Origin of the sequence: Bacillus australimaris (genome assembly GCF_001307105.1) — a bacterium.
Taxonomy (GTDB): Bacteria; Bacillota; Bacilli; order Bacillales; family Bacillaceae; genus Bacillus; species Bacillus australimaris.
Map to the genome: position 1 here is coordinate 59,793 of NZ_LGYN01000031.1, position 21,332 is coordinate 81,124.

The 21,332-nt window shown below is 41.8% G+C and carries 21 protein-coding genes; 13 read left to right on the forward strand and 8 right to left on the reverse strand.

Annotated elements, in window-relative coordinates; genetic code table 11:
• Positions 1–11: 11 nt before the first annotated feature.
• Both AKG37_RS18100 and AKG37_RS18105 read left to right on the forward strand, forming a co-directional pair.
• Positions 12–983, forward strand: coding sequence for a tRNA dihydrouridine synthase (locus AKG37_RS18100; RefSeq protein WP_060700095.1), 972 nt, complete (start codon positions 12–14; stop codon positions 981–983).
• A 111-nt stretch (positions 984–1,094) separates the two neighbouring features.
• Positions 1,095–1,949 (forward strand): SMI1/KNR4 family protein, encoded by an 855-nt coding sequence (locus AKG37_RS18105; protein WP_060700096.1) that lies wholly within the window; start codon positions 1,095–1,097, stop codon positions 1,947–1,949.
• A gap of 60 nt (positions 1,950–2,009) precedes the next feature.
• Here the strand turns inward: AKG37_RS18105 and AKG37_RS18110 are convergent, their stop codons facing one another.
• Positions 2,010–2,381: a hypothetical protein gene (locus AKG37_RS18110; protein WP_060700097.1), complete on the reverse strand. Its 372-nt coding sequence runs from the start codon at positions 2,379–2,381 to the stop codon at positions 2,010–2,012.
• A gap of 182 nt (positions 2,382–2,563) precedes the next feature.
• Between AKG37_RS18110 and AKG37_RS18115 the strand changes: the two genes are divergently transcribed.
• From AKG37_RS18115 to AKG37_RS18130, 3 genes are all read left to right on the forward strand, one after another.
• Positions 2,564–3,001 (forward strand): Rrf2 family transcriptional regulator, encoded by a 438-nt coding sequence (locus AKG37_RS18115; protein WP_034623077.1) that lies wholly within the window; start codon positions 2,564–2,566, stop codon positions 2,999–3,001.
• Between the two features lie 66 nt (positions 3,002–3,067).
• Entirely contained in the window at positions 3,068–3,961 is an 894-nt protein-coding gene (locus AKG37_RS18120) for an NAD(P)/FAD-dependent oxidoreductase (protein ID WP_060700098.1), read from the forward strand.
• Positions 3,962–4,150: 189 nt separating this feature from the next.
• Positions 4,151–4,813, forward strand: a complete 663-nt coding sequence (locus AKG37_RS18130; protein ID WP_237697852.1) for a DUF3885 domain-containing protein — start codon at positions 4,151–4,153, stop codon at positions 4,811–4,813.
• 34 nt (positions 4,814–4,847) lie between these two features.
• Here the strand turns inward: AKG37_RS18130 and AKG37_RS18135 are convergent, their stop codons facing one another.
• Positions 4,848–6,176: a 6-phospho-beta-glucosidase gene (locus AKG37_RS18135; RefSeq protein WP_060700100.1), complete on the reverse strand. Its 1,329-nt coding sequence runs from the start codon at positions 6,174–6,176 to the stop codon at positions 4,848–4,850.
• 197 nt (positions 6,177–6,373) lie between these two features.
• Between AKG37_RS18135 and AKG37_RS18140 the strand changes: the two genes are divergently transcribed.
• On the forward strand, positions 6,374–7,105 hold the full coding sequence (locus tag AKG37_RS18140; protein WP_024424566.1) for a MurR/RpiR family transcriptional regulator: 732 nt from the start codon (positions 6,374–6,376) through the stop codon (positions 7,103–7,105).
• A gap of 16 nt (positions 7,106–7,121) precedes the next feature.
• On the opposite strand, the gene AKG37_RS18145 is transcribed toward AKG37_RS18140, so the two are convergent.
• On the reverse strand, positions 7,122–8,321 hold the full coding sequence (locus AKG37_RS18145) for an MFS transporter (RefSeq protein WP_060700101.1): 1,200 nt from the start codon (positions 8,319–8,321) through the stop codon (positions 7,122–7,124).
• 144 nt (positions 8,322–8,465) lie between these two features.
• Between AKG37_RS18145 and AKG37_RS18150 the strand changes: the two genes are divergently transcribed.
• Positions 8,466–8,945, forward strand: a complete 480-nt coding sequence (locus AKG37_RS18150) for an aminoacyl-tRNA deacylase (protein WP_060700102.1) — start codon at positions 8,466–8,468, stop codon at positions 8,943–8,945.
• Between the two features lie 33 nt (positions 8,946–8,978).
• Here AKG37_RS18150 and AKG37_RS18155 read toward each other — a convergent pair whose 3' ends face one another.
• Positions 8,979–9,887, reverse strand: a complete 909-nt coding sequence (locus AKG37_RS18155) for a LysR family transcriptional regulator (protein WP_060700103.1) — start codon at positions 9,885–9,887, stop codon at positions 8,979–8,981.
• Between the two features lie 104 nt (positions 9,888–9,991).
• Between AKG37_RS18155 and AKG37_RS18160 the strand changes: the two genes are divergently transcribed.
• The gene (locus tag AKG37_RS18160; RefSeq protein ID WP_060700104.1) at positions 9,992–11,194 is read left to right on the forward strand and encodes an MFS transporter; all 1,203 of its coding nucleotides are present in this window, start codon (positions 9,992–9,994) and stop codon (positions 11,192–11,194) included.
• A gap of 54 nt (positions 11,195–11,248) precedes the next feature.
• On the opposite strand, the gene AKG37_RS18165 is transcribed toward AKG37_RS18160, so the two are convergent.
• Both AKG37_RS18165 and AKG37_RS18705 read right to left on the reverse strand, forming a co-directional pair.
• The gene (locus AKG37_RS18165; protein ID WP_060700105.1) at positions 11,249–12,328 is read right to left on the reverse strand and encodes a DUF3900 domain-containing protein; all 1,080 of its coding nucleotides are present in this window, start codon (positions 12,326–12,328) and stop codon (positions 11,249–11,251) included.
• Between the two features lie 200 nt (positions 12,329–12,528).
• Positions 12,529–12,678 (reverse strand): DUF1540 domain-containing protein, encoded by a 150-nt coding sequence (locus tag AKG37_RS18705; RefSeq protein ID WP_077233743.1) that lies wholly within the window; start codon positions 12,676–12,678, stop codon positions 12,529–12,531.
• A 355-nt stretch (positions 12,679–13,033) separates the two neighbouring features.
• On the opposite strand from AKG37_RS18705, the gene rfbF reads away from it, so the two are divergent.
• The 5 genes from rfbF to AKG37_RS18190 are packed head-to-tail and all read left to right on the forward strand — an operon-like array spanning position 13,034 to position 17,815.
• On the forward strand, positions 13,034–13,798 hold the full coding sequence (gene rfbF / locus AKG37_RS18170; RefSeq protein ID WP_060700106.1) for a glucose-1-phosphate cytidylyltransferase: 765 nt from the start codon (positions 13,034–13,036) through the stop codon (positions 13,796–13,798).
• A 4-nt stretch (positions 13,799–13,802) separates the two neighbouring features.
• A complete protein-coding gene (locus AKG37_RS18175) occupies positions 13,803–14,774 on the forward strand; it encodes a GDP-mannose 4,6-dehydratase (RefSeq protein ID WP_060700107.1) in 972 nt (323 codons plus the stop codon).
• 12 nt (positions 14,775–14,786) lie between these two features.
• Positions 14,787–15,698: a putative nucleotide-diphospho-sugar transferase gene (locus AKG37_RS18180; RefSeq protein ID WP_060700108.1), complete on the forward strand. Its 912-nt coding sequence runs from the start codon at positions 14,787–14,789 to the stop codon at positions 15,696–15,698.
• Complete coding sequence (locus AKG37_RS18185) at positions 15,695–16,885, forward strand: glycosyltransferase family 2 protein (protein WP_060700109.1); 1,191 nt, start codon at positions 15,695–15,697, stop codon at positions 16,883–16,885. Before AKG37_RS18180 ends, AKG37_RS18185 begins: the two co-directional genes overlap by 4 nt.
• Positions 16,886–17,815, forward strand: coding sequence for a putative nucleotide-diphospho-sugar transferase (locus AKG37_RS18190; protein WP_060700110.1), 930 nt, complete (start codon positions 16,886–16,888; stop codon positions 17,813–17,815).
• 35 nt (positions 17,816–17,850) lie between these two features.
• Here AKG37_RS18190 and AKG37_RS18195 read toward each other — a convergent pair whose 3' ends face one another.
• Both AKG37_RS18195 and pbp4 read right to left on the reverse strand, forming a co-directional pair.
• Positions 17,851–19,089, reverse strand: coding sequence for an MFS transporter (locus AKG37_RS18195; RefSeq protein WP_047204210.1), 1,239 nt, complete (start codon positions 19,087–19,089; stop codon positions 17,851–17,853).
• Positions 19,090–19,237: 148 nt separating this feature from the next.
• On the reverse strand, positions 19,238–21,277 hold the full coding sequence (pbp4, locus tag AKG37_RS18200; RefSeq protein ID WP_060700111.1) for a penicillin-binding protein PBP4(5): 2,040 nt from the start codon (positions 21,275–21,277) through the stop codon (positions 19,238–19,240).
• Positions 21,278–21,332: the final 55 nt, after the last annotated feature.

Here is a 21,332-nt window from a genome sequence, read left to right on the forward strand (position 1 = left end):
TTGGATGAAAGATGAGTAAAAATTTCTGGCGTGATTTACCGCGGCCATTTTTTATATTAGCACCAATGGAAGAAGTGACAGATGTTGTGTTTCGTCATGTTGTGAGTGAGGCAGCGAGACCGGATGTATTTTTCACAGAGTTTACGAACAGTGAGAGTTATTGCCATCCTGATGGCATTCAAAGTGTGAAAGGCCGTTTAACGTTTACAGAGGATGAGCAGCCGATTGTTGCTCATATTTGGGGAGACAAGCCTGAGAACTTTAGACAGATGAGCATTGGAATGGCGGAGTTAGGATTTCAGGGGCTTGATATTAATATGGGCTGTCCTGTCCCAAATGTCACGCAAAACGGGAAGGGCAGCGGATTGATTCTACGACCAGACGTTGCGGCAGAGTTGATTCAAGCGGCAAAAGCTGGGGGATTACCTGTCAGTGTGAAAACAAGACTTGGTTTTACTGAGGTCGATGAATGGCGCGGGTGGCTTAGACACATTTTGGAGCAAGACATTGTGAATTTGTCGATCCATCTTCGTACAAGAAAGGAAATGAGCCAGGTGGATGCGCATTGGGAGCTCATTCCTGAGATTAAAAAACTTCGTGATGAAGTAGCACCTGATACGCTTTTGACAATCAATGGTGATATTCCTGATCGTCAAACAGGCCTAAAGCTCGCTGAGCAGTATGGAGTGGACGGAGTGATGATTGGGCGCGGGATTTTCCATAACCCATTTGCTTTTGAAAAAGAGCCGAAGGAGCATACGAGTGACGAACTGTTAGGGCTATTAAGATTGCATCTTGATCTTCATGATCAATATTCATCACTAGGTTTGCGACCATTCAAAGCACTGCACCGTTTCTTTAAGATTTATGTCAAAGGGTTCAGAGGAGCTAGCTTCCTTAGAAATCAATTAATGAACACATCATCAACAGATGAAGTGCGTGCAATGCTGGATGAATTTGAAGCGAGAAATCAAGAACAATAACGATTGATGAGAGAAGGGGAAGCCCTTCTCTTTTTTTCTATAAATAGGACTATTAAACTAGTTCTCTCAAATGGTAAGATGAGATAGAAATGACAATTGGAGGTATATTATTTGAAACCATTTTGGGATAAAGACAGTGAAAGCGAAGAAACATTTAAGAAAATTAATGAGAAAGGAATTGCAAAAGCGGAAAAGAAGCTAGGCGTCATTCTGCCGGATACATATAAGAAACTGATCCTTGAACAAAATGGAGGTTATACCCTGCATAACGCCTTTCCAACGGACCAGCCAAATGGATGGGCAGAGGATCATGTACAGTTCAATCATTTAAGAGGAATTGCCAAAGGTGAAGGCATCATGGATAGTGATTATTTAATAGAAGAATGGGAATTGCCTGAGGGGCTTGTGCTCATTTGTGGGGATGGACATACGTGGATCGCATTAGATTATAGAGAAACAAAGGAACATCCGCCGGTTCACTACTTTGACTTAGAATACGAGACGGATTTTAAATTAGCGGATTCGTTTGATGAACTGATTGCCGGTCATTATACTGTTGAGGATAGCGTAGAAGATGGAATGTCAGATGAAGAGTGGCTGGCTGAATATGAAAAGCAGAATCCGCCATTATCAAGAGAAGAAGTGAAAGACATATTCTTAACCAAAGACCCTGAACAGCTTTCAAAAATCTCGAATTTTCAAGTGGAACAAATAGATGATATTAAGTGGATTTTTTCTGAAGTAGAAACATATATGGATACCCTTCAGGACGAAGAAATGTTAACGACTGCTGGCTGGGCAATCAATACGATTTTTGTTCTAAATGATGAGATGATTAAGAAGCATTCTGATGTTGTCGAGAGTGCACGGCGTTTTGCGGAGCACTTGAATCAATCAGAAATAGATGAGATGCATGAAATAGCTTTTAATATATCACTCAGGTTGGAATTTGATTTAGAGGAGTAATACATTTTTATAATTTATTCAGCAAAAAACCCCCTTACTAAAAAGGGGGTCACCATTCCTTTACTCCGCACTCTCCTCAACCTCACGGCTATCCTCTGTTTCACCTATATAAATAGGACCGTTTGCGTGGTCGATTCGGATTGGCCATTCGTATGGGACTTGGAGGCGTCTCGCGATTGCTCTCCAAAATTTAGTAGAATCAAGTTCGAAGTCTTGGAAGTCTTTTAATAAGTCTTTGTAAGACGAGCCATCAAATTGAATGTACATATCTTGAAGGCGCATGAACGCGACATGTCTCACTTCTAGTGCTGCCGCAGCTTCCATCTCTTCTTCGGTTGCTTCTCCGATGATTGTGCCTGCGGGCGGAAGCATGTCATATACATTAAATTCCTCTTCTTCTTCGTGTGCTGCATTGTGGTGTTGATCTGACATTTTTCTTCACTCCTTCTAGTCTTCTTTAAAAACTTATCCGTGCTTACTTCTATTATCGGAAGGAAATGCAAAATGTGGAATGAAAAGAAGAGCCGATCCACAACACTTGCTTTTTCCCCTTGAATCATCTATGATCAATTACAGATATAAAAGGTCTATAATAGATAGAAAGGAGTTTCCTCATGAAATATTCTAAAGCGACCAACTATGCGCTGCATACGATGGTGTTTTTAACTCTTGCACCAAAGGGGAAAGCGATTGGCGTTGAGCCCCTTGCTAAGATGCAAGACCTTTCACCAACCTATTTATCCAAAATTTTAACAAAGCTTGTGAAGGCGGGATTGATTGAATCAACACCTGGTGCAAAGGGAGGTTATACCCTTATCAAACGAAAGGAAGACATTTCGTTTTTAGATGTCATTCAAGCTGTAGAAGGACAAACGAATTTATTTCGCTGCTCTTTAGAGCATGACTCCTTCATGCCTCATGATGGCTGTTTGATTGAACAAGTCATGCAGGATGTAGAAACGAAAATGCAGGAAACGTTAAGTCAAAAACGGTTAATTGATATTGCGAACCAAATTGAGCAGACAGAAAAAAATCCATTTTTCAACATGTGATTTTTTTTGAACTAATTATGGATATTAAGAGTCTTTAAAGTCTTTAATAAAAAAGGAGAGATTTTTATGTTATTAGATTGTGCCATTATCGGAGGCGGACCAGCCGGATTAAGTGCAGCACTTGTTGTAGGAAGAGGCAGAAAGCAGGTCATTGTATTTGATGATGAGCTGCCAAGAAATCGAGTGACGCAGGAATCACATGGATTTATTACAAACGATGGAATGACACCGTTTGAGATCAGACAAGCGGGAGAGGCAGACCTTCAAAAATACCCTAATATTAAAATCAAACGAAATAGAATTGTTGATATACAAAAGAAAGAGGAAAGCTTTACGTTACTGACACACGAAGGGGATGCATTCGAAGCGAAAAAAATCATCTTAGCAACTGGACTTCAAGATATACTGCCAGAGATCGAAGGAATCCATGATGTGTACGGAAAAACATTGTTTAGCTGTCCTTTCTGTGATGGATGGGAATTAAAGGACAAAGCACTTGCCCTCATTGCAGAGAATCAGCGAGCTTTGCATATGGCTAAGCTCCTTTCCAATTGGACAAAGGATTTGATCGTGTTTACGAATGGGCACGTGTTGGCTGAAGAGGACAAGGCACTTCTGACGGCACATTCTATTCAAGTCATTGATGTGCCAATTGTGTTGATTGATCATGACAATGGTCAGCTGCGCTCTCTCCAGCTTGCGAATGGGGAGATAGTGAGAAGGGAAGGCGGTTTTGTAGCAAGCGAATTCAAGCAGTCAGCCCCATTTGCTGAAAAGCTTGGCTGTCAAATGACGCAGAATGGGGGTATTGAAACAGATATTCTTGGGCGTACAACTGTCAGCGGTGTCTTTGCATGTGGGGATAATTTAGGAGGTCCTGCTCAGTTAGTTCTCGCAGCGGCTGCTGGCAGCCAGGCAGGAATGGGCGTCATTCATGAGCTAGTGCAAGAGAAATTTTAAGAAAAAACATCTCTATGAAAGAGATGTTCAACGATGAGCGGTTTTCGGTTTTACTAAGATGTGAGCTGTCCATTCAAAAATTGTGTAAATCAAAAAGAAGACATATCGCCCCATACATTGGTGATATGAATGATGGCGCACCTCTATTTATTTCTAATTGTTTCAACGGTAAAATAAGAAATAAAGCCAATGAAAGGAAAGCAAATGAGTGATCAAACAAATCGATTTCTAAAAAATCATTTTCCTCATCTTTTCCTCACGCCGCCTCTTTTTTATGGATGGCCATTTGGGCTGCGGTTTGAAGTGGCAGATTGGTCATTAGGAAAAGAATCGGTTGTATTAGAAAAAGCGGGAGATCGTGCTTTAGAAATTGTGAAATATGCTTTTAACTCAGAAGACGATATTCTGTTTGTGACGGATGTGTATACGCAGCATGCACATGAATTAACGAAGCGAAAGCTTCTTGTCTATCAAAAATATGTCCATCGGCAAGTAAGGAACCGATTGCGTCATGAGCTTTTGACTCATGTACGTCCAGAAATAGAAGATTCATTGACATTAGAGAGATTTACTCTCAAATGCCAGCTGCAAGAAATTCGATTGCGTCCACTTCTCCATGCGATGTGCCAAGAGGATTTCTATACACCGAATCAAATCTTGAAGGGGAAGCTTGGTTATGAAATTTATCTGATCAATCTCTCGAAACAGATGATATTCCATTTATATGATGATCGAGGCTGTGATCTCATAGCGGCAGATGCCGAGTGTTTACGGCCAGTCTATGAAGGATTACAGCACTGGTTATTAGATTATGACCGCCCACAGATGGACCGGCTATTTACAGCCAAATAAGAAAAACCGCACTTTTGACAAGTGCGGTTTCTTTTTATGCTTCTACTTTATTGAAGAACTGTGGCAAATATTCTTTGTGTGCTTCTAGCATTTCATCTAGGATGCTTTTTGCAATGGCATCTGATGGGACAAGCGGGTTGATGGTCATTGCGACAAGAGCTGTGTTGTAGTCGCCTGTCACGGCTGCTTCAGCAGCTACACGTTCAAAGGATTTAATTTGAGAAATAAGTCCTTTGACAGCGACCGGCATTTCACCAACAGCGATTGGTTTAGGACCGTCTTTTGTGATAACGCAGTTGAGTTCAACGGCAGAATCATTTGGAATGTCACTGATGGCGCCATTGTTAATCGTGTTGACAGGCTGAATGTCATGCTTATCGTTATAAATGGATGCAATTAAGTTACAAGCTGCATCACTGTAGTAGGCACCGCCTCGTTTTTCAAGCTGTGGCGGCTTGATGTCTAGATCAGGGTCTTTGTAAAGCTCGAACAGATCATTTTCTAATGCGCGAACGACTTCTGCACGAGTTCCTTCGTTTGCTGCTGCTTTCTTTTCCTCAGCCAGCATATCACTTGTTTTGTAGTAGTAGCGGTGATATGGACAAGGAATAACGCCAAGCCCTTTTAAGAAATCAGCATCCCACGGAATCGCTTGAATGTTGTTCATTGACATGCTGGAGTTTGGATCAGCCATGTCTTCAATGACTTGATCCATGATGTTTTTGCCATCTAAGAATACATTGAGTCCAAAGACCATGTGGTTTAATCCAGCAAAGCTGACTTCGACTCTGCTTGCGTCGACATCAAGTCCTTTGGCGATTCCCATGCGAATACCAATCGGCACGTTGCATAAGCCAACGACTTTGCGATGGTTTGAATAGCGAAGAACCGCTTCTGTGACCATGCCTGCTGGGTTTGTGAAGTTTACTAGCCATGCATCTGGGCACAGTTCTTCAATATCTTTGACAATATCAAGAATGACAGGAATGGTGCGAAGTCCTTTGAATAGACCTCCTGGACCATTTGTTTCTTGACCAATGACATCATATTTTAAAGGAATGCGTTCATCCTTCATACGTGCTTCAAGAAGTCCAACGCGGAATTGTGTTGTGACAAAATCAGCATCTACAAGCGCTTTCCTGCGATCTAATGTTAAATGAACTTCGATTGGAAGTCCTGCTTTTTTGACCATGCGTTTTGCGAGATTTCCGACAATCTCAAGCTTCTCTTTTCCAGCTTCAATATCGACAAGCCAAAGCTCGCTAATCGGAAATTCATCGTACCGTTTAATGAATCCTTCGACAAGCTCTGGTGTATAGCTTGATCCTCCGCCAATTGTGACAACCTTTAATCCTTTTGTCATGCTCTGCACCTCCGAATAATGTAACGCGCAATGTTATAATAGAGAAAAGTCTTTTTTATTTTGTACATCTATAGCTTATCGTGAGAGCATCTAATGCGTAAATGACTTCAGCGTCTTTAGGCAAGGGTGTCTCATTTAGAGATTTGTTACATAAAAGAAACACATTGTGACATGTTGTTGGAGAAAGGGGAAATCAGATGTTTTCAAGTGAGGTCATTTCCAGCTTTAATGAACTAGAAAGCGCTTTATACCGATATATCATGGAAAACAGTGAAAAGGTCGTGTATATGAGAATTCGAGACCTTGCAGATGCTGCACATATTTCCACCTCGTCTGTCCTTCGTTTTTGCCGAAAAGTGAATTGTGAAGGCTTTTCAGAGTTTAAAGTGAAGCTCAAAATGTATTTAGAATCAGAGCAGACACCTTCTTTAAAAAGCACACAGCACTTTCTTTATGAATTTATCGAACGAACACTGAAGGGGGACTTTGAGGGGAAAATTAAGGAGGCAGCGAAGCTCATTGCTGAGGCAAAAAATGTGCTGTTTATTGGAACTGGAAGTTCTGGCATTTTGGCGCAGTATGGGGCGAGGTACTTTTCTAGTCTTGAGAAATTTTCATTTTACATCAATGATCCGTTTTTTCCGATGAATATGCAGTATTTAGACAATAGTGTCACCATTGTGCTGTCTGTATCAGGAGAGAACAGTATTACGATCGATCATATTTCGAAGCTAAAAAGAGAAGGCAGCAAGATCATTAGTATTACTAACAATCAGCACTGTACGATTTCGCGCATTTCAGATTTAAATATTGCCTATTACGTCACAGATGAGCGAGTTCATAGAGCAAATATCACGACACAGACGCCAGTTGTGTATATTTTAGAGGCAATGGCCCGCGATATGTTTGCGATGTTAAAGGAAAAGTAAAAGAGCGCTGCATGAATCAGCTGCTCTCTTTTTTCTGCCTTATAAAAGCGAGGATGGCAATACCAGAACAGACGAGCACAAACAAACCGCCTAACAAATACACAAATCTCGCTCCGAATGTATCCGCAATTAATCCAACAAAGAAAATAGATAAACTGACAGACATAGAAGAGAGAACGTATTGAGCCGAATACACCTTTGATAACTCATGGACTGGCGTTTCTGTTTGAAGAATGGTTTGCTGCGAAACATCCCGAATTTGATAGGCAGGTCCCATCAAAATACAAAGCAGCAATGCAAGCCATGGCAGGCTGTTTAGCGAAAATAAAATGGTCAATATTGCATAAATAAAAGAGCCGGCAGCCATAAAGAGGAGAAGGTGTTTTTGAATAGACTGGTTTAGCGATGCAGCCAAGAGTCCGCCTAGAATGGCACCTATATAATAAGCGGCATTGATATATCCCCACCATTCCGCACCTTCCTTTAAAACAAGTGTGACAAAGGCAAGCGTAACCGGCCCGACCCACAAAGCACCTGCAATATTTTCACAAACATCCATGAAGGTCAGGGTGCGAACCGTTTTGTTTGTCCAAATGATCTTCCAGCCATCTTTAAATTTGTTCATCTTATTTGCTTTTTGAACCGTGTCTTCTTGCTTAATGAGAGAAAAAACAGGGATGATCAATAGATAGGACAATACAATCATGAAACAAGAGGCCCACATTAAATAAAATGGGCCAATCAACAGGACGAGCATTCCAGTAAACGAATAGCCGGCGATTTGAACAGATTGATAAAAAACAGAGGCTGTACTGTTCGCTTTCACAAGCTGATTTGCTGGTACAAGCATCGGCATGATGGCCTGTAATAAAGGGCTGATGAATCCGCCTGTGATGGAAATTAAAACGAACGCGCTAAACAGCCAGACGAGGTGCTGCTGAAAGAAATCAAATTGGGTCGTGAACACGACGAGCATCCCAATACGTAAAAGAGGGACCCATTTCAATAGACGCTTGGCTTGAAAGAGATCTGTCAAAACAGGAGAGAGGAGCCCAGCCAATAGCTGACATAGCGTTCTTATGAGCGGAAATACAGCCGCATAGGCGACAGATTGTGTATCTTGATAAATAACTAACGTGATCGTCATCAAAAATAGAATATCACTCAGCATGAGAAGGCTTTTACTTCCTGTATAACACCAAAACTTATTTCCCATATCCAACGACTCCTTTTCAAAAACAAGTTCAGTATAGCATGCTGACGAAGTGTCCAGAGGTTTTCCATTGAAAAATACATCTTAAGGATGAGAGGATTGTGATAAGCTAAATGAAAGACATCGTAAGGAAAGGGGTTCAATCTATTGAGAACATTACCAGCACATGATTTTTTGGACAAACACGGCATTCCGTATGAGATCAAAACATTTTCTTCCGAAACAGAGAAGGGAGCAGCAAATGTAGCGGCAGCCCTTGGTTTTCGTGAAAGACAAATGATTAAAACCTTGATCTTTGAAACTGGGGAGGGAGAGCAGCTGCTTGTGATGGTTGGCGCTGACCAGCATATTAAATCAGGGAAACTGAAGAAAGCAGCCGGCTCCCGTAATATTAAAATGGCTTCACCGGAAAAGGTTCTTGAAGTAACGGGCTATCGTATTGGCTCGATCCCGCCATTTTGCTGGCAACCAGAAGGGTTCCGTACCATCATCGAAGCTTCGTTATTAGAAGAAGAGGTATTAGGCGTTGGAGCAGGCGAATGGGGAAATGAAATCCTTATCACGCCAGAGCAATTAGTGAAAGCCTCAAAGGCTGTACCGTTCGACATCGTGCAGCCAGCCGAATAGAAAAAAGTGCCTGCTTTAGAAGCGGGCACTTTTTTAGTTTGCATCAGGCGTTGTAAATGGACCGATATCTTTCATTTGCAAGAAGGCATCCACGGTTCTATTTTCTTCAAGATCATTCGCCCGTTTGCACACAACAACCGGTCTGACGATCTCAATGCCTTCAATATACACGCGCCCAATTTCTTGCCGCTTGAGACTGCCTTGAACCGCATCACGGGGAACAAGTGTGATGCCATATCCAGCTTTGATCATTTGAATCGCTTCATGAACACCGCTGAATTGTAAATCAACGGTCGGTTTTTTGATCCCTTTCGAGGTAAATAATGAAAAGAGCTTATCTCTTGTGGAACTTCCTTCTTCACGCATCAAAAAAGGCTCCTGGCTCAGCCGCTCTAGCGGGACGGTTTTTCCGTTTAACGGATGGTCCGCTGGGACAATAAAATCATAGCTTAAATTTGTCAAATGAGAGGTAAGGATCTCCTCGTGATGCAGATCCTCAATCACAGCGATAGCGACATCTGATTTATATTGAAGCAGGCTCTCTATGACCTGAGCGGAGTTTCCGCTTTTTAATTCAATTTCAGTCTGTGGTGATGATGTTTTAAAAGCAGCGAGCCAATCAGGCAGTAAAAAGTTGAGTGGGACATAGGTTGATGCGATACGGAGCCGCCCCTTTTTTCCATTTTGTAAAAGTGTGATCTGATATTCTACTTCCTTTTCAGCCTCGAACACTTGTCTGGCATAAGGGTATAGAATTTTCCCCATTTCCGTAAGTGTAATCCCTCTTCCGTCTCGTTTGAAAAGACGGAAACCGATTTCTCGTTCAATGCTTCTAAGCTGAGCTGTCACAGCTGGCTGTGTCAAAGAGAGCACGTCTGCTGTTTGTGTAACGCTTTTTGTCTCTGCGACCTTTGCAAAAATCCGAAGGGCATGTAAATTCAACTTCACACCACCTATCAATTATTTTGATGGTTTAATTAAAAACATTCATTAGATTTATTATAAGGCATCCTTTATCGTAAAGATAGCGAAGGGGGAAGGGAAAAATGGATCGAAGTCAAAAGCAGGTCATGTCCATATCGCTTATTACAGCATTTGCACTCATTGGGGATTCAATGCTTTATATTGTTCTACCTGTCTATTGGAAAGAGGTTGGTTTATCATCCATTTGGGAGGTCGGATTACTGCTGTCTATCAACCGATTCGTTCGCATTCCGCTAGCACCTGTTGTTTGGTGGCTCTATCGATATATCCCAATGAAGACGGGTGTATTGATGGCTATTTTCATCGCATCAGTGACCACGATGCTATATGGCGTGAGTGGTTTTTGGCTGCTTTTGATCTGCCGCTGTGCATGGGGGCTTGCATGGACGTTACTCCGTATGAGTGGAATGAGGGTCATATCAGAAATGGAAGAAGGCTCACAAGGACATTTGACGGGGCTTTACAATGGACTTTATCGGCTTGGCAGTTTGTTTGGTATGTTATTCGGCGGGATTTTCGCCAGTCTGATTGGTTTCCAATCCATGACGCTTGTCTTTGGTTTACTCACATTGATAGGGTGCGTTTTTTATGTATCTTTAGATGAGATTGAAAAGAGCGAAGAGAGACAGGTGTATCAAGGCATCAAACAGAAGTGGTTTGCACGAGATATCGTGAAAGTACTGATGACAGGGATGCTGGTTGCACTTGTCATACAAGGTTTATTTGCATCAACGCTGAGTCATATCATTGAGGCTAAGCTCGGTCATAATGAATTTGCTCTTTTTGGCTTTGTCATCGGAGCTTCAGCTTTAAGTGGAATCATTCAAGCGATCAGATGGGGTTGGGAGCCCTTTGTCGCACCGAGAGCTGGCAGATGGTTTGATGGCCTTGAGATGAAGGAACGAATGCTTTGCGGGATGTTTCTTTCGTTTGGAGGGCTCAGTCTTCTTGCGATCATGCTGAAAGTAAGCGGCGGATTTCTTTTGATGCTGCTTTTCATCCAGCTGCTGTCAACGATCTTAACGACGTTCACGGATACGCTTGCTTTTCAAAAAGCCTCTATTCAAACAGATAAAAACCGTTTCCTCGCCAGCTATTCCTTTGTTCAAGATCTGGGAGCCGCGTTAGGACCCTTGTGCGGGTATACGATGATTCAGTTTTTTGGAACAAACAGTGTCTTTTGGCTAATGCTTATTATAAGCTTCTTGCTTGTCAGCATGTGGGCAAGAGGCAGGCAGCTGCATGTTTCATCTGATGCATCGTAAAAAATTCAAAAAAACTGCCTCGTGCAGCTGAGTGCAGGAGACAGTCATGTTCTCTTATTCTATGTCTGAATCATAGGCTTTTTGCGTCAGCTGGCTGACAACCTCTTTTAATCCATTTGGTTTATGAAACTCAACCGGTGTGCTTCCTTTTTCGAATACGATTTGGTCTGCTTCAACGAGCACGACATATCGATTGTTCACCTTCGCAATATGGATCGAGTGGCCAAAGTCTGCGAGAAGACCTTTAATTTCCGTTTCGCCAAGACGCATTTTCATTGTGATATCAGGGGTCTGCTCAACAATGTGAGAGGCTGCTAGTGTGACTTGCTCTGTATCGAGTGTTTCTCTAATTTCTCGTTTTTCACTCGCTTCCCATATTTCAAGATCCTCTTCGAACTGCTTTAATTCTTCACTTTCATCTTGCAATGTTTCGAAAACCTGTTCCTGCACCATATTCATGACCTGTGATTTCATGATTTCAGGCATGGATTCTCCGTATTCGACGAACTTCAAAAAGTCCTCAAAATAACGAGCGTGTGAGGATTGGTGAATTTTCACTTCAGCTTCCTCTGTCATGCCCTCTTCCGGCATAAACGGGTATTGGATTGATTTCATGTTTTTTGTTGTAATGGCCATCTCTACTTTTCTGATCAAAGTAGAGGTATCAGCGATTGAAGCCACTTTCTGTTCGAAATCGCATTTCATAATAAAGACAAAGGAATCATCGAAATACTTTTTAGGAACGGCAGACGCAACTAGAAAAACGCCGCCTCTGACAGCACTTGTATCTAAATATGTACGAACAAATTGTTCACTGCATTCATTAAATAATTCTTTTGTATCTGCAAATCTCGTTTGATGAAATAGGTTGTAGTTTGGATTTGAATCGAGCTCATGACCGGGTTCGACAATGAATCGACCAATTTTGGTCGGTACTTGTTCAGATTTAGGGTGTCTGTCTACTTTTCGTTTGACGATTTTTTTCAGCTCACCATCTAAAAAATCCTTCAATTCACTTTGTTCAAATTCCTCTTGGTCGAGTGTTTGATAATGTTTGAATCGTTTATTTGCTTGTTCATCTTTGCCTTCGATTTCTACGACAAAGAATGATAGAAAACGTATCGTAAAATCCATTGATTTGTCACCACTTTTTCTTCTTCGGATATGTTGAGTATAGAAAAAGGAGTGAAAATCGTCAACGAATGGAGAAATATCTTGTCATTATTTCCCGAGAAATGTTTATTGAAAAACACTTGATAATAATTATCATTCTTGATAGAATGATAAAAGAAAAGAAGGAACCTGCCAGTTCCTTCATCTCAGAGAAAAACATATTATTTTGTTTCAAAGGTTTCGCAATCTGTTTCAGCATTGCGAGTCACGTCAGTCATTGTGTTTTTACCAATTTTAATGGTAGAAGCGGTACAGCTGTTTTCAGCCCAAAAACGGCAAGAGTTCACTTCACAAAGTACGTTTTGTGCCATGGGAATTCACCTCCGTGATTCATATTGAGAATGAAGCAAGCTGCAACTTGAATTCATTCAATTTAGTAGTCTCTTTGAAGAAAGAGGCTGTTTGTGCTGATGATGCACATGTTTATCATACCATCTACCCTGAAAATATACAATTTAAACTTTGAAAGAGCGAGAATATAAATCTCGCTCTTTTTTTATTTGTAAAAATAGTTGAATGCTAAGTGGCACACTCTCTCATTTCGACATATGAATAGAGTAGATTCAAAACCTGATGTCGGACAAAGTATGGGGGTACATGTACTGATTTTCCGGATAAAGATAAGGTTTTCAATCAAAAATTTTCATAGAGAGATGAGGGGAGAAGATGAAAGCAGTCATTCTCTGCGGAGGAAAGGGAACGAGAATGAGTGAGGTCACACAAGCGCTTCCTAAACCACTTGCTATGATCGGAGATCGGCCTATTCTATGGCATATTATGAAAATCTATCAATATTACGGTGTTGATGAATTTATCTTATTGCTTGGATATAAAGGAGAGAAGATCAAAGAGTATTTTCTGAATTATGACTGGCGGCATCACAGCATGCAGCTCGATATGTCGACAGGCGAGATGAAGCTTTTAGGAAAATCGGAAAATTGGAAGATTACCTTCCTAGATACAGGTGAGAATACGATGACAGGCGGGAGGTTAAAGCAGGCACAGGACTACATTGGTGATGAGACATTTATGATGACGTATGGTGATGGACTGGCCAATATCAATATGTTTCATTTACTTAAGCGCCATCAAGATTTAGGGGCAGCTGCGACTGTCACAGGAATTGAAAAGAAGTCCCAGTACGGAACATTAAAGGTCTATAACGGGATGGCCCAATCCTTCTCTGAGAAGACAGACAGTATCGGGATGATCAACGGAGGATTTTTTGTGTTGTCTCCAAAGGTATTCGATTATTTGACAGACGATGATCAATGCGTGTTTGAAGCGGAGCCTCTTCAAAATCTGGCGAATGATGGAGAGCTTGCAGTTTATGAACACCACGGATTTTGGACAGCAATTGATACGTATAAAAATCTAAAGGAAATCAACGACATGTGGACAGAAGGAAAACAACCATGGAAGGTTTGGTGACGGCATGAGCGGATTTTGGAATGGAAAGAACGTATTTGTAACTGGATGTACAGGGCTGTTAGGAAGCTATCTCGTCAAGGAATTGATTGATCAAGGGGCAAACGTGACTGGACTTGTGCGTGATCAGGTGCCTCGATCGAATTTATATCAAGGCAGTCAATTTGAAAAAATGAATGTGGTGCATGGTGCATTAGAGGATATGCAAACGATTGAACGTGCGTTAGGAGAATACGAAATTGATACCGTCTTCCATTTGGCTGCACAGGCGATTGTTGGAGTCGCAAACAGGCATCCCGTCTCTACATTTGAAGCCAATATTTTAGGGACATGGAATGTACTGGAGGCGTGCAGAAGACAGCCGCTCATTAAACGAGTGATCGTCGCATCAAGTGATAAAGCATACGGTGATCAGGAGCAGCTTCCTTATGATGAAGATATGCCGCTTAACGGGAAGCATCCGTATGATGTATCAAAAAGCTGTGCAGATTTAATTTCTCATACGTACTACAACACGTACGGTCTTCCGGTTTGTATTACGCGCTGTGGCAATTTATACGGAGGCGGGGATTTGAATTTCAACCGAATCATTCCGCAAACGATTCAGCTTGTATTAGAGGGAGAAGCGCCGGAAATTAGAAGTGATGGAACCTTTATTCGTGATTATTTCTATATTGAAGATGCGGTGAAGGCATATTTGCTGCTAGCTGAGAAGATGGAGGAAAAAGGGCTGGCTGGTGAAGCCTTTAACTTTAGTAATGAAATTCAGCTGACGGTGCTTGAGCTTGCGGATAAGATTTTAAAGGCAATGGGAAGTGAGCTGAAGCCTCGTATTCTCAACCAGGGAACGCATGAAATTAAGCATCAATATTTGTCGGCAGAGAAAGCGAGAAAGCTGCTTGATTGGAAGCCTGACTATTCCATTGATGAAGGGTTAGAGAAAACGATTGAATGGTACCGCGATTTCTTTCAAAAATAGAGGTGTAAATAGATGAACAGCATATATTGTACGGTTCTTTCAAGTGGAAGACTTTATCAAGCCATTGCGTTTTTCTTATCGTTGAAGCAAGTAGAAGATGATGCTGTCATCAAGACGTTATGTATGGATGATGCTGCATTTGATCTGCTTCATCAAATGAATTTTCCGCATGTCGATCTTGTTCATGTGCGTGAGCTTGAAACACCGGAGCTTCTCGAGATCAAAAAGGAACGGGATGATTCGGAATATTGCTGGACGTTAAAGCCGATCTGGATTGAACGGATTTTTGAACAGGAGCAGGTAGAAGGAGTGACGTATCTTGATGCAGATTTATTCTTTTATGAGAGTCCGCAAATCATATTTGAACATCAGCCGGATGCGTCTGTTTTAATTTCAAGAGGAGATATTGTCATTCCAAGCTTTGAACCAGAGGAAGTGAAGATGCTTCAGAAGCTTTTAGGGCGCTATAATTCAGGGTTTCTTCATTTTAAAGGAGATGAAGCTGGACGGAAATGTCTCAGCTGGTGGAAAGAACAATGCTTAAAAGAATGTAAAAATGCACCGGGAGAAGGCAAGTTTGGTGATCAAGGATATTTGGATCATATGCCAAGGCTGTTTGAGAGAGTGGAAGATATTGAAACAAAAGGTGTGAATATTGGTCATTGGAATTATGGCCAGCATTCTTATCAGGAAGAGAAAGGGCGTATTTTACTTGAGGATGGGAGCCCGCTCATTTGTTATCATTTCAGCGGCTTTCGGATTTTGAGCAAGGATGAGATGCAGCAAATTCATGAAAAAGGGCGTCATGACCTGCCGTTTTTCCAAGAAGCCTATCGGGAAGTACTTCGCCATGTGATTGAATCTGTGGAGCAGGTCGATCCGCTGTTTAACGGTTATGCCAAACTAGAGGGGGATGACGCATGAACGAAAAGCCAAAGGTAAGCGTCATTATTCCAAGCTATAATGCGAAAGAGCGTTTAGAAGGGAGTCTTTTTTCCTTAACGCTTCAGGAAACGGATATTCCATTCGAGGTTATTGTTGCAGATAATGGCTCAACGGACGGTACGATGGAAATGCTTGAGAACATTGAGGTGAACTTCCCGTTTAAAAAGGTGCGAATTCCTGTCAATCAAGGGATTGCAAAGGGACGTAATCATGCCATTCGCGAGGCGGAGGGAGATCTGCTAATTTTCCATGACAGTGATATGCTGGCAGAACCGAAGTTTATTCAAAAGCATGCAGAGGCGCATGCTGATCAAGAGGATCTTGTCATTTGCGGCGTATGCTGGAAGAGGATTTATCGATATTTTTACACAGCATTTGATAAAGATCATATCAAGCGATTAAAAAAGCAAGGGCTATATAAACGGAAAATGAATGACAAAACACCTCTTTTATCAATGGAAGACGTCGAAAACGGTGCATTTCTAGAAAAAAGCTTCGATTTGCAGTCTGAGTTTATTGATATCCTGAAAGAGATCTTGCACACATACGACTATGATTTAGGTTCGTATGAGCTGCCGTGGCGATTTTTTATTACAAATAACTCCTCTGTCAAACGCAAGCATGTCATGGCACTGGGGATGTTTGATGAAAATATCGTTCGGTATGGGTTTGAGGATTATGATTTAGGGATTCGTCTGCATCAGCTTGGTCTCTCATTTGAGTTGCGAGAGGATATCATGAGCGTGCATCAGGAGCATCCAAGTAATTTAACATCGTTTGATGATATCAAATACAACATTTTGTATATGTGTGAGAAGTACAACAATATTGATGCCATTGATGTCCATTTGGCTTTCTCTGGTCCGTTTTCTCACACGGTGACAAATGACATTGTGAAAGACATTCGGCAGCTGCGTGAGAATCCTGCATTTGATGACCTGCTGTCTTATTTTTTAGAGCTGCTTCATTTGATCACAGAGCGGAATGTAGGCGTGAAACGCGATAAAAAAGATGTGCTGACAGAAAAGCATGTTCCTTTGAAAAAGTATGCAGAGGCGGCACAGGTTGCACGGCAGGAATATGGCTGCACAGTACTGGTAGAAGCCATTCAAGGTCTGACGAAAGAGCTATTACGCGTTGATTTGTTCCAAGTGGATGTGTTGTAAATGGCCTCATATCATTTTACAACCATTGTGTCGAATACCCATGTCTTTAAGCTGTTGGCACTGATTCATTCGCTTGAGAAAAACGCCCATGCATTCAAGCTGTCGGTTTTATGTGCAGACCCTTTGGCTTACAAGGTGTTAAAGGAGTTCCCTCACCCGAATGTTCAATATGAACAGCTTGAAGACATTGAGGATGACTCCCTGCGCAAGGCAAAAGAGGATCGTACGTTTCATGAGTATTGCTGGACATTAAAACCTGCCTTTTTGCTCAAAACTCTTGAGTCCTCAGATGCGGATTATCTTGCTCATTTGGATACGGATTTGTATTTTTATCATGATCCAGAGGCAATTTTTGCAGAGAATCCAAGCGCTCATTTATTCTTAACGGATCATATGAATTCCAAGCGGTTCTATCGTTATTACGAGTTGTCTGGCCGTTTTAATACTGGGTTTGTAGGCTGTCGTAACACAGATGTTGCCAAACAGGCGGTCACGCAATGGAAGGAAAACTGTCTTGCACATTGTACAGTAGAAATGGATACCAAAAAAAAGACATACGGAGATCAGCGGTATGTTGAAAGATGGATCGATGATTTTGAAGGGGTCCATGTGGTGACATCAAAAGGAGCCAACGCCGCCATTTGGAATATTGAAAACTACAAGCTTTCAGTTGTCAAAGGGGAGATGTATCTCGACGAATGTCCACTCTTGTTTTATCATTTTTCTGCCTTTACGATCATTGATGAGAAGACCTTTAATCTGAATTGGTATTACTATATGACAGAACAAAAGCTTGTGGATCACCTGTATATTCCTTATGCTGACTTGATTCATCGAAAAATCAAACAGGTGCAAAAGGTATTTCCAGAATTTCAACAGGGGTTTATTGCAAAGAAGCATGTTCCTGATACGCATTTTTATGAGATGTAAAAAAAACCGCTCATTGATTTGAGCGGTTTTTCCTTTTATGATTCATTCCATTTGGAGATGGTTTGATCGCTAGGAAGTAAGAAGGCTAGGATACCTAATATCGGTAAAAAGGCAACACCAATCATAGTAGGCGTTAAACCGAAGGCATCAATGAATGAGCCGAGGGCAACCGAGCCGATTGCACCCATACCAAACGCCAGCCCAACTGTTAAACCAGACATTGTGCCAATTTTCCCGGGAAATAGTTCTTGGGCATAAACCACTGTGACAGAGAAGCTCGATGTCAAAATGACCCCAATCAGTCCGAGTAAAACGTACGCAAAGACAGGTCCGGCAAATGGCAGCAGCAGGGCAAGAGGGAAGGACGCCAATAAGGAAACTAAAATCACGTTTTTCTTGCCAAAACGATCTGCAAGCGGCCCGCCTAAAAATGTCCCAATTGCACCTAGAATGAGAAATAAGAAAATATAAGTCTGTGATTCTTTAATCGTCAATCCGTACTGTTCAATCGCATAAAACGCATAGAAATTCGAAATGGCATTTCCATACCAAGAGCGGGCAAAAATGAGAAAGACGATAATGCCAAGTGCAGTGAGTGCTGATTTACGGTGAATGTCAGATCGCGCAGCTTTTGCAGGCGCTTTTTTTGCTTGAGCTCGAATGGTTTGGAGTCTTCCTGCGTACCATCTTGAAATATAGAGAAGAAAACCGACAGCAATCATTCCAACAATTGTAAACCAAGCCACGCCTGGCTGACCGAGCGGGACGAGCATGAATGCAGCGATAAGCGGAGCAAAGGCTTGACCTGTATTTCCGCCTACTTGATAGATGGACTGTGCAAGTCCTCGTCTTGGACCAGCTGCCATGTTTGCAACACGGGAACCCTCTGGATGAAAGATCGCAGAGCCGAGTCCGATAAGAACAACGCAAAGCAAGATGGTGGCAAAGGACGGAGCAAAGGCAAGTCCGAATATACCAATAGCACTTGAAAATAAAGCAATTGGAAGTGCATAAGGCATCGGCCGTTTATCTGTATACCACCCAATTGCAGGCTGCATGACCGAAGAGACCATATTTAATGTAAAGGCGATCAGCCCTAATTGTGTAAAGGTCAGCCCCATTGAGCGTTCTAATATAGGGAACATGGCAGGAATAACGGCTTGCAATGTGTCATTCAGCATATGACAAATACCAATAATCAATAAGATGGGATAAACCGTTGAGCCGGTGACAGATTTTTGAGGCTTATCCTTTGTACGAGCAGCAATAGCCAATGAGACTTCCTCCTTTCATTTTTCATTGTTTTCTGTTTTTGCATTCTTCTCATTTTATTCATAAGGTGAACTATAAAACAATAGCAAATTGTCATCATTTAGAAAAAAAGAAACACAAGCCCTTGTTGGAGCTTGTGTCTCTAAAGAGTTATTTGTAAAAAGAAGCAATCAAAGGCTTCATTTTTTGAACGACGAGTCCACTCCCGCCGCGGTTTTTCACACCGTCAATCATGCCGACAAGAATGTAATCTTCTTTTTTAGGATTAAACGCAAGTAAAAATCCATTTTCAGTGCCGTCTGTTGCACCTTGTTTGCTTTTCAGCTCTGCCGTTCCAGTTTTAGCGGCGATATCAGCTCCTTCGATTTGCAGGGAGTGGGCTGTACCGTTTGGACTTGTCACGACCTGAGTCAAAGCGTCTTTCACTGTGTTTGCTGTGTCTTCTTTGATGATTTGTTTCGGTGATGCTGTTTTTTCATCCTGAATCACTCGAGGATAAACAAGCTTGCCCCCTGTGGCAAATGGAGAATAGGCATGTACTTGCTCAATCGGTGACATGAGTAATTCACCTTGGCCATACGCTGAGTCAGCCAGTAGGATTTCTGATTGAATTCCATCGTTCGATACTTGTGCAGGCTTCATTGTAAATGGCATGTGTAAGTTTTCGCCAAATCCAAATGCTTTCACTTTTTTCTCGTAGGTTTCTTTGCCGATTTCCAGTGCTTCCTGTCCAAAGTAAATATTGTCTGAGTACACGAGGGCATCAACCATATTTACTTTTTCTTTATCGTGAACCCGTGTGATGCGATAATTTCCCCAAGATTGATCCTTTTGCCATTTCAGTCCATGAATGGTGCGCACTTTGTTAGGCTTTGTGACACCTGTTTCAAGCCCAATGGCTGCTGTAATGGTTTTGAATGTGGACCCTGGTGCATATCTGCTCGCATATCGAGCTTGGAATGGAAGATCTGGGTTTTCACTGTATGCCTGATATTGCTTAGGTGTTATCCCGTTTGTCATAAGATTGACATCGTAGGAAGGGGCGCTGACAAGTGCTAATAGATCACCCGAAGATGGATTCATGATCGTGACAGCTCCTTTTTCACCTTTCAGCTGTTCATAAGCTTTTTTCTGTAAGGAAGCATCAATCGTTAGCTTCACGGTTTCTCCGTCTTTTCGATCTGATTTTTGTAAAGTTTCTTCAATACCTGTTTCATCATGGTCGATAAGAATGCTTCCGCCATCTTGTCCTCGTAATTTTTTGTCAAATGTAAATTCAAGGCCGGTTTTGCCGATGATTTGATCCGCTTTTAATGCCGGGTTTCTTTTGATGTCATCTGCATTTGCCTTTCCGACATACCCGGTGAGATGAGCGGCTGCTTCGTTATATGGATAGTAGCGCATTTCCTTCGATTGATAAGTGACGCCTTTTACGTCTTTTGGAATCGGCTTCTGTTCTAACATCGACTTGAGCGGGACAAACGTGTCGTCAGTGACCCATGCTTGTTTCAGCTGGTTGTCAATGAGTTCTTCCTCTATATCAAACGCTTTGCTGATTTTTTTGATATTGCGTTCTTTTTCTTCCCCTGTTCCGAGTTTTCCTGGGATGATGCCAAGTGCGTTTCCACCAGTTGTTTCTGCTAGCGTACGCCCTTTTCGGTCAACAATGTTTCCGCGGACAGCAGGGTCTGATTTGACTTTGATGGTATCTCCCTTTTCCATTTGCGGGAAGATGAGATTTGGTTTCCAGTCCACTTTCCACTTGCCGTCCTCTTCGGAGAGAACGCCTTTGTAAGAGAGCTTATGCAGTTTGCCAAGAGACGTTTTCATCGTCACATCATAGGAGAATTGATACCCATTTCCTTTGTCCTGTTTTTCAACGTTGAGCTTTGAAATGTTCAGATCATGAGCACCAATGCCATTGAAGATATTGTCGTATTTTTCGGCTAGTTGTTTTTTTGAAAAGTCATTGGCTTTTAAAGATGCACTTGTCACCTCATCTGCCAGCTTCGTAAAGTCTTTCTTCTCCATTTCTTTCGTAAAGTTTTGAGCGGCTTTTAGCGCCTCTTTTTCTTTTGAGAAAAGATGATCCTTTAAGAAAAAGAAAGCAGCAGCAACTACAATGATGCTAAGAAGAGGGATGATGACTTTTTTCTGTTTCCAAAATGATTTTTTTTGATCCGTATACAATGAAAACACCTCAATTTTTGATTAGATCCTCTATATTTTACAGTTATTGCTCGTG

Excerpts from the sequence above, each read along its gene's own strand:
- AKG37_RS18100 (WP_060700095.1), top strand. The coding sequence starts at position 12 with ATGAGTAAAAATTTCTGGCGTGATTTACCGCGGCCATTTTTTATATTA.
- AKG37_RS18110 (WP_060700097.1), bottom strand. The coding sequence starts at position 2,381 with ATGTCAGATCAACACCACAATGCAGCACACGAAGAAGAAGAGGAATTT.
- AKG37_RS18115 (WP_034623077.1), top strand. The coding sequence starts at position 2,564 with ATGAAATATTCTAAAGCGACCAACTATGCGCTGCATACGATGGTGTTT.
- AKG37_RS18120 (WP_060700098.1), top strand. The coding sequence starts at position 3,068 with ATGTTATTAGATTGTGCCATTATCGGAGGCGGACCAGCCGGATTAAGT.
- AKG37_RS18130 (WP_237697852.1), top strand. The coding sequence starts at position 4,151 with ATGAAAGGAAAGCAAATGAGTGATCAAACAAATCGATTTCTAAAAAAT.
- AKG37_RS18135 (WP_060700100.1), bottom strand. The coding sequence starts at position 6,176 with ATGACAAAAGGATTAAAGGTTGTCACAATTGGCGGAGGATCAAGCTAT.
- AKG37_RS18140 (WP_024424566.1), top strand. The coding sequence starts at position 6,374 with ATGTTTTCAAGTGAGGTCATTTCCAGCTTTAATGAACTAGAAAGCGCT.
- AKG37_RS18145 (WP_060700101.1), bottom strand. The coding sequence starts at position 8,321 with ATGGGAAATAAGTTTTGGTGTTATACAGGAAGTAAAAGCCTTCTCATG.
- AKG37_RS18160 (WP_060700104.1), top strand. The coding sequence starts at position 9,992 with ATGGATCGAAGTCAAAAGCAGGTCATGTCCATATCGCTTATTACAGCA.
- AKG37_RS18165 (WP_060700105.1), bottom strand. The coding sequence starts at position 12,328 with ATGGATTTTACGATACGTTTTCTATCATTCTTTGTCGTAGAAATCGAA.
- AKG37_RS18705 (WP_077233743.1), bottom strand. The coding sequence starts at position 12,678 with ATGGCACAAAACGTACTTTGTGAAGTGAACTCTTGCCGTTTTTGGGCT.
- rfbF (WP_060700106.1), top strand. The coding sequence starts at position 13,034 with ATGAAAGCAGTCATTCTCTGCGGAGGAAAGGGAACGAGAATGAGTGAG.
- AKG37_RS18175 (WP_060700107.1), top strand. The coding sequence starts at position 13,803 with ATGAGCGGATTTTGGAATGGAAAGAACGTATTTGTAACTGGATGTACA.
- AKG37_RS18180 (WP_060700108.1), top strand. The coding sequence starts at position 14,787 with ATGAACAGCATATATTGTACGGTTCTTTCAAGTGGAAGACTTTATCAA.
- AKG37_RS18185 (WP_060700109.1), top strand. The coding sequence starts at position 15,695 with ATGAACGAAAAGCCAAAGGTAAGCGTCATTATTCCAAGCTATAATGCG.
- AKG37_RS18190 (WP_060700110.1), top strand. The coding sequence starts at position 16,886 with ATGGCCTCATATCATTTTACAACCATTGTGTCGAATACCCATGTCTTT.